Source organism: Mesorhizobium sp. M7A.F.Ca.MR.362.00.0.0 (assembly GCF_004023175.1).
Classification (GTDB): domain Bacteria; phylum Pseudomonadota; class Alphaproteobacteria; order Rhizobiales; family Rhizobiaceae; genus Mesorhizobium.
In genome coordinates, this window is record NZ_RZTF01000040.1 from 26,445 (window position 1) to 28,874 (window position 2,430).

A 2,430-nucleotide genomic window follows, 5' to 3' on the forward strand; every position below is an offset into this window, starting at 1 on the left:
GGCGATCGAGGAGCCCGAACCCCAGGCAGCCCTTGCCGCAATCATCTCGTTCTCGGCGCTGTTGATGCTGTTCGTCTTCGATTTCGACCACGAGATAATACGCGCGCTGGTTTCCTCCTACACGGTCGCGCCGGTCAACGTCTTCTTCAACCCGCAGGCCGCCCTCGTCGATGTCACCGACACGGTGTCGGACACGTTCTTCCTGGTCATCCGCCTCGGCAGCCCGTTCGTCGCCTATGCCATTCTCGTCAATCTGACGATCGGCTTCGTCAACAAGCTGACGCCGCAGATCCCGATCTATTTCATCTCCCAGCCCTTCATCATCGCCGGCGGCATGATCATCTTCTATTTCGCCGTCGGCACCATGCTGTCGCTGTTCGTCGACGGCTTCGTCGATCTGACATTGGCGAGATAGAAATGAGCACGCGCAAGGACCGCCTCAAGAAGCTGGTCAAGGTTCAGGAACAGCTGAAGGCGCTGCACGAAACCCGCCACGCCACCTTCCTTGCGGCGGCCAGTGCCGCCGAAACCGAAGCGAGGGAACTGGTCGGCCATTTCGACCAGGCCGATTCGCTCTCCGCCCTGTTTCCCGATCTCTACCATCGCCGCATTGCCCAGGCGGTGGTGCGCCAGGAAGCGAACCTGGCGAGCGCCAGGCAGGAAGCCAGCCTCATCGCCGCGGCGACCGCCCGCACCAACATGGTCGAGCGCGCCTACAAGGACGTACGCAACCGCGACGAACGCGAACGCTCCGACCGCGAGCGGCTGGACCTGATCACGCAGAAGCGGACGCAGGAGTAGCGAAGGCGAGTTCGGCCGTTTCCGCCTTCGCGACGGGCGGTGCCGGATGCCTGCTTCGCACCGCATGTCGGTCGTTGAGTAGTCCTAGCAGCATCCCAAAAGCAGACATCCGAGCGCACGGGCGAGGCGGCACGATTGCACCAGTAGCGAAGGTGGAGCCAAGTCAGCTTGTGCCCAGAGTGGAATTTCGCTTTTCGCTCACGTCGTGATGGTCAAACCCTTGGCATGCCTTTTGGCCGCAGTGTTCGCTTCTGGGCGGCAATGCGGAATGGAGCATTGGCTGCCCCGTAGCCTCGATAACCGTGGCGCTCAACGATCTCGAAGAAGAAACCTTCGCCATAGGTCTGGCTGTAGAGCTGGAAATAGTCACCGCCCTCGTCCCGGTCGAAGAGGATGTTTCGGGCCCGCAACCGGTGCGTGAATTCCGGTTCGAGGCCGAGGCGTGCTTCGAGATCGGCGTAGTAGTTCGGTGAAATCTCCAACGCATTGAAGCCGAGCTCTGTCAGGCGGTCGGCGGTCTGGAAGATATCGCGGCAGGAGAAGGCCAGATGCTGCACGCCCGAGCCGAAGCTCTCAGCGATAAAATGGCCGGCCAGTGTCCTGCGGTTCTCCGCACCGTTCAAAGTAAGCCGAAGCCCGCCATCATCGCTCTCCACAACCTGGCTGCGCACGACGCCGGCCGGATCGATCACATCCACCATGGGCAATTTTGTCGTCTTGAAGATCGATGTGTAAAAGAGCAGCCAGGTCAGCATCTCCTCATAGTTCATTGATTGAGCGAGGTGGTCGATTGCCATCAGCCCGGCATCGTTGCCGGCATCGTTGACCGGTTCGAATTCGATCTCCCAGACTTTTGCCAACTCGCTCTTGCCGTCGATGAAGTAGATCACCCCGCCCCCGACCCCGCGTATTGCCGGTATCGCCAACTCATCAGGACCATGGCGCTGTTCAAAAAGCTCGGCGCCCAACGCGCGAGCCCGGGCCACGGTTGCGGCGGCATTGTCGACCTTCAATCCGAACGCATAAGCAGAAGCGCCGTGAACGAGATACGAGGAGTGCGCCAGCCCTTCTTTTTCGGTGTTGACGACAATGTTGATGGCGCCCTGACCAAGCAGCACCACATCCTTGTTCTTGTGGCGGCCGACCAGCGAGAATCCCATGGCACGCAGTAGCAGCACCAGCTCTTCAGCCTCGGTCTCGTTCGCGGCGAACTCTACGAACTCGATGCCGCTGACCGCGACACGTTCCGGCAAGGCCGGCACGTCGATCGCGATGTCCGGCTCGGCGCGTGCAACCTGGTCCATGAGGTAGACCAGGGACCTGTGGCCATCGACCGCGATAGACCTGGGCGATCCACCGCGGAACTGGTCGTTGAATATTTCGAGCGACAACGGCCCGTCGTAGCCGGTTGCCGCAACCGCTCGCATGAAGTCGACGATCGGCAGGTCACCTTCGCCCGGCATGTTGCGGAAATGGCGGCTCCAGTACAGCAGGTCCATGTCGATCAGCGGGGCGTCGGCAAGCTGGACGAAAAAAATGCGGTCGCCAGGGATGGCGCGGATCGTCTCCACATCCACCCGTCGCGCCAAGGTGTGGAAGGAGTCAAGGATCAGTCCGATGTTGGGATGG

The 2,430-nt window shown here is 61.0% G+C and carries 2 protein-coding genes and 1 pseudogene (1 of these 3 cut by a window edge); 2 read left to right on the forward strand and 1 reads right to left on the reverse strand.

Features of this window, described 5'->3' with window-relative positions; translation table 11 throughout:
- A pseudogene (fliR, locus tag EOC06_RS08460) lies at positions 1 to 415 on the forward strand (flagellar biosynthetic protein FliR) (it extends 337 nt beyond the left edge of the window).
- A gap of 2 nt (positions 416 to 417) precedes the next feature.
- On the forward strand, positions 418 to 801 hold the full coding sequence (locus tag EOC06_RS08465; RefSeq protein WP_127326667.1) for a hypothetical protein: 384 nt from the start codon (positions 418 to 420) through the stop codon (positions 799 to 801).
- Between the two features lie 212 nt (positions 802 to 1,013).
- Here the strand turns inward: EOC06_RS08465 and EOC06_RS08470 are convergent.
- Positions 1,014 to 2,430: bifunctional sugar phosphate isomerase/epimerase/4-hydroxyphenylpyruvate dioxygenase family protein (locus EOC06_RS08470; RefSeq protein ID WP_164898506.1), on the reverse strand; the 1,417-nt coding region annotated here is incomplete at its 5' end.